Source organism: Microcoleus pseudofavosus SVA1_A4 (genome assembly GCF_036700565.1).
Lineage (GTDB): Bacteria > Cyanobacteriota > Cyanobacteriia > Cyanobacteriales > Microcoleaceae > Microcoleus.
Genome location: NZ_JAUBPE010000156.1, coordinates 1 through 3705 on the forward strand (window position 1 = coordinate 1; position 3705 = coordinate 3705).

The following is a 3705-nucleotide window of genomic DNA, read 5'->3' on the forward strand; positions in this document are numbered from 1 at the left end:
CTTAAATGGCTTAATTGGTAGACCTCGAAAAACTGCACAAGTATAAATACTTATCGCAAAAGTGACATGCTCCCGTTGTTAACCGCTAGGTTGTAGGTTCGAGTCCTACTGGGGCAGCCATTTTACACAACGTTAAAAAGTTGGTAAAGCTTGGTGCCGAGCTCATTTATAATAATAATTACTTGAGTTCTACACTTTTTATGAAATACACCAAAGAAATCTTAGAAGAAGCTGTTAAACATTCATTTTCTATCAGTGGGGTTTTAAGGCAACTTGGTATAGCAGGTGGTGGAAGTCATGGTCACATAAGTAAGCGGATTAAAGAGTTGGGTATTGATACCTCTCACTTTAAACAATCCGATCAAAGTTTGGAAGGGCTTAATCCCAAAAAGCATTGCCAAGAAATTTTGGTTCTAAGTTCGCGCAATCAAAGAACACCAACATTCCAACTTAGAAGAGCGTTAATGGAGATTGGGAGAGAGTATAAATGTGAAAACAATAAATGTTTGGTGCAAAATGAATGGTTAGGAAATAAATTAGTTTTAGACATCGATCACATCAATGGAAATTGGCAAGATAATAGGCAAGAGAATCTGAGATTTCTTTGCCCTAACTGTCACAGAAAAACTGAAACTTATGGAAGTAAACGCAGAGAGCCGGAAGCAAATAATTACATAGCTCACCAGAACAAAAGAGTTTCTCATATGAAAGCCAGAAAAGTTGAGCGTCCCTCTAAAGAGGAGCTATAAAAAATGCTCTGGGAAAAACCAACCACTTGCTTAGCAAAAGAGTTTGGTGTCAGTGGCAAGGCAATAGAAAAATGGTGTAAGACTTATGGAATTCAGAAACCGCCAAGAGGATATTGGAACCAAAAGAAAAAATATTAAATATTTAAATATTTAGTAAATTGAGTAAATGTTATTGGGAAGTCGCCTAATCGGTATGGCACCGCTCTTTGAAAGTGGCAAAATGCAGGTTCGATCCCTGCCTTCCCAGTTCTGCTATTACCAAAGCAGGTTAATTACACTCCTGTAGCCCAATTGGCAGAGGCCGCAATTTCAAAAATTGTGTTGTGTGAGTTCAAATCTCACCAGGAGTACCAAATTTTCAAGTAAGTTTCTACTTGCTCCTGTGGCGGAATTGGCATACGCGGCAGACTTAAAATCTGTTCTATTTTGATTGTGAGTTCGAGTCTCACCAGGAGCATGAACGGGATGTGGCGCAACTTGGTAGCGCGGCGGCTTTGGGAGCCGAAGGTTGCAGGTTCAAATCCTGCTATCCCGACTTTACCCCTGTGATGTAATTGGAAAACATCACTCGCTCAGAACGAGTGTTTTTTGCAGGTTCGAGGCCTGTCAGGGGTATTTGGCTAACAGCCAATTTCTGCTATTTGCTCTTGTGGCGGAACGGCAGACGCGCTAGGTCGAGAGCCTAGTTTTTTACAGGTTCAAATCCTGTCGAGAGCATGAATTCTTAATAAATAGAGGAGGAAGTTACAGTGTTTAGAAAAGTTTAGGAAAAAAGTACGCGCGGCGCAGCTAGTAGGGAATCGCCAAGTGAAACTTTGCCCCTGTAGCCCAATCGGTAGAGGCGCTAGATTTAGGATCTAGTTAGTGCTGGTTCGATGCCAGTCAGGGGTATTTGGTGACATCGCGGGTGAAGTAGCCTGGGTAGGCTTGGAGGTCTCATAAGCCTCTTAATAGCAGGTTCAACTCCTGCCCCCGCCACCAAAAATGCAGGTGTGATGTAATTGGCAACATGAGGCTCTTGTAAAGCTTTCTTGCAGGTTCAACTCCTGTCACCTGCTTGGGAAAATACGATCGCTATTTAGGCAGAATTGCGATCGCCACCTTCCCAAATTTGCAGTTGTCGTTCTGCGGCAACAAAACAGTTTACATACGGCGTGGGATAAACAAAATAGTCGTAAGCCAGTGCCATTTGCCGCGCGGCTTCGCGATAAGGAACTCTGCCTATCCCCGTTCCTAAACCCGGACAAACAACACTCTCAATTTTACGTTCTGCGTGTTGATTGTAGCGCCGAATTGTTAATAGCATTGCCCACATTGCCACATACGGAACGTCTGTACCCACAACAGACATAGGTACGCGCATGGTGGGAGTATGAGCGAGAAAAGGATGTTTGGGATGGTGAGTTTCGATGATGAATGACGTGCCAACAGGCTGTTCGCCTAAATAGTCTTCCAAGATATGCTCCTGAACCCTAACCATCAGAGAATAACCGAAAAAACCAACGATAGCTGCGTCGATACCGCCATCCATCATGCCAAATGAATTAGCGGGACTCACCAAACAGTCATACTCGGTTAAATCCTCGAAACATTTGTTGGTAATTTCGAGATTGGGTAAGTAGAAAAAATGTTCTTGGAATGCCGCGAATAGTTCGGGATTGGGTGCTGTAAGTATCAGTTTCATATGTTTTATCTCCGAGCGCTAGTTTAGCAAATAGCTAAGGGCGATCGCACTGATTTTTCCAAAAATTTGCCATAATCGAGGTAGATTAGTTCAAGGTTAAACTATGCTAGTAACTGACAACACCTCAATGGGCAAAATTATTACCGCACTGACCGTCACTAACCGGATCGACCAGGCTAATGTAGAACGCGGGATCATCCCTGCAGAACAAGTACGTTCCGTGACTCTGGATAATGTGCTAGTTGATACAGGAGCAACCACCCTTTGCTTACCACCGCAGATTATTGCCCAACTCGGTTTGTCGCTGCTCAAAGAAGTGGATGTAGAGACGGCTAATGGTATTGGGAAAGCCAGAATTTTTCAGGATGCTAAAATTTCTTTGGTAGGACGCGAAGGAACGTTTGAGTGTTTGGAATTGCCGGGAGGTATGAATCCTCTATTAGGCGTGATTCCTCTGGAAGCGTTGGGAATTGAATTAGATTTGAAAAATCAGCGGTTAATAATTTTACCCATCAGTCCAACGCAAACTTACTTGACAATTTTGTAGAGGCTGTATGTTGAGATTCAATAGTTGCAATCGGTAAAACTAATTGAAGTGCGGATATGGTGCAACGGTAGCATCTGAGTCTTCCAAACTCGCGATACGGGTTCGAGTCCCGTTATCCGCTTGGTTAAAATCGGTTTAGGTTTTATTCAATCCAAAATCTAAAATCTAAAATCTAAAATCGGTTTATGGGAGTGTAGCTCAATGGATAGAGCGCCGCGCTTCGGACGCGGATGTTGTGGGTTCAAGTCCTGCCACTCTCGTTGTTTTTGCTTTAATTTAAGGAGGTTGATTCCATTGAATGGATAATTTTTTATATTAAGAGCGATCGCCCTTTGCGTGTCCCAATCTTTGGAGCCTACATACTTTAGTACGAGAGGAAAGGTAACGCTGTCAAAATCAGCGGGCGTTTGAGAACGAGGAGTGCATTGAACCCGGCAGGTTGGCTTAAAGGTAGCCATCCTTTAAAGAGTGTGTAATAACTCATCGGCGGAGTCCCTCTAGTAACTGAGAAAACGCAATGCTCCAATAACTTGCACGGAAAGTGCGATCGCACATTAACAAAAAACATGGGAGCGTAACTCAACTGGATAGAGTGTCGAGCTTCTACCTCGAATGTTGTGGGTTCGAGTCCTACCGCTCCTGCTGTCTGCAGGGTGGATTAATTGTCAACGCAATAATGTATCATAGAAGAGGCAATCAGATATTACCATCGGGTAAGACTATCA

The 3705-nt window shown here is 43.3% G+C and carries 4 protein-coding genes and 11 tRNA genes; 14 read left to right on the plus strand and 1 reads right to left on the minus strand.

Features of this window, described 5'->3' with window-relative positions:
- Positions 1 to 200: 200 nt before the first annotated feature.
- The 10 genes from QUA02_RS32860 (at position 201) to QUA02_RS32905 (ending at position 1807) form a co-directional block, all read left to right on the plus strand.
- Entirely contained in the window at positions 201 to 749 is a 549-nt protein-coding gene (locus QUA02_RS32860) for a hypothetical protein (protein ID WP_333033913.1), read from the plus strand.
- Positions 750 to 752: 3 nt separating this feature from the next.
- Entirely contained in the window at positions 753 to 887 is a 135-nt protein-coding gene (locus tag QUA02_RS32865) for a hypothetical protein (RefSeq protein WP_333033914.1), read from the plus strand.
- Between the two features lie 35 nt (positions 888 to 922).
- Positions 923 to 996, plus strand: a tRNA-Gln gene (locus QUA02_RS32870).
- A gap of 29 nt (positions 997 to 1025) precedes the next feature.
- Positions 1026 to 1102, plus strand: a tRNA-Leu gene (locus tag QUA02_RS32875).
- Positions 1103 to 1125: 23 nt separating this feature from the next.
- Positions 1126 to 1206: transfer RNA gene (locus QUA02_RS32880), tRNA-Leu, on the plus strand.
- A 4-nt stretch (positions 1207 to 1210) separates the two neighbouring features.
- Positions 1211 to 1284 (plus strand) — tRNA-Pro (locus QUA02_RS32885).
- A gap of 4 nt (positions 1285 to 1288) precedes the next feature.
- Positions 1289 to 1364 (plus strand) — tRNA-Leu (locus QUA02_RS32890).
- A 28-nt stretch (positions 1365 to 1392) separates the two neighbouring features.
- Positions 1393 to 1466, plus strand: a tRNA-Leu gene (locus tag QUA02_RS32895).
- 100 nt (positions 1467 to 1566) lie between these two features.
- Positions 1567 to 1640 (plus strand) — tRNA-Leu (locus QUA02_RS32900).
- A gap of 95 nt (positions 1641 to 1735) precedes the next feature.
- Positions 1736 to 1807 (plus strand) — tRNA-Thr (locus QUA02_RS32905).
- A gap of 20 nt (positions 1808 to 1827) precedes the next feature.
- On the opposite strand, the gene QUA02_RS32910 is transcribed toward QUA02_RS32905, so the two are convergent.
- Positions 1828 to 2433 carry a macro domain-containing protein gene (locus tag QUA02_RS32910; protein WP_333033916.1) on the minus strand — a complete coding sequence of 202 codons (606 nt, stop codon included), beginning with the start codon at positions 2431 to 2433 and terminating at the stop codon, positions 1828 to 1830.
- Positions 2434 to 2536: 103 nt separating this feature from the next.
- Here QUA02_RS32910 and QUA02_RS32915 point away from each other — a divergent pair, with 103 nt between their 5' ends.
- The 4 genes from QUA02_RS32915 (at position 2537) to QUA02_RS32930 (ending at position 3622) form a co-directional block, all read left to right on the plus strand.
- Positions 2537 to 2980, plus strand: coding sequence for a retroviral-like aspartic protease family protein (locus QUA02_RS32915; protein WP_333033917.1), 444 nt, complete (start codon positions 2537 to 2539; stop codon positions 2978 to 2980).
- 50 nt (positions 2981 to 3030) lie between these two features.
- Positions 3031 to 3101: transfer RNA gene (locus QUA02_RS32920), tRNA-Gly, on the plus strand.
- Between the two features lie 66 nt (positions 3102 to 3167).
- Positions 3168 to 3240 (plus strand) — tRNA-Arg (locus QUA02_RS32925).
- A 308-nt stretch (positions 3241 to 3548) separates the two neighbouring features.
- Positions 3549 to 3622 (plus strand) — tRNA-Arg (locus tag QUA02_RS32930).
- Positions 3623 to 3705: the final 83 nt, after the last annotated feature.

Bases quoted from the DNA above. Each gene is read 5' to 3' on its own strand.
- QUA02_RS32860 (WP_333033913.1), top strand. From the start codon at position 201: ATGAAATACACCAAAGAAATCTTAGAAGAAGCTGTTAAACATTCATTT.
- QUA02_RS32865 (WP_333033914.1), top strand. From the start codon at position 753: ATGCTCTGGGAAAAACCAACCACTTGCTTAGCAAAAGAGTTTGGTGTC.
- QUA02_RS32910 (WP_333033916.1), bottom strand. From the start codon at position 2,433: ATGAAACTGATACTTACAGCACCCAATCCCGAACTATTCGCGGCATTC.
- QUA02_RS32915 (WP_333033917.1), top strand. From the start codon at position 2,537: ATGCTAGTAACTGACAACACCTCAATGGGCAAAATTATTACCGCACTG.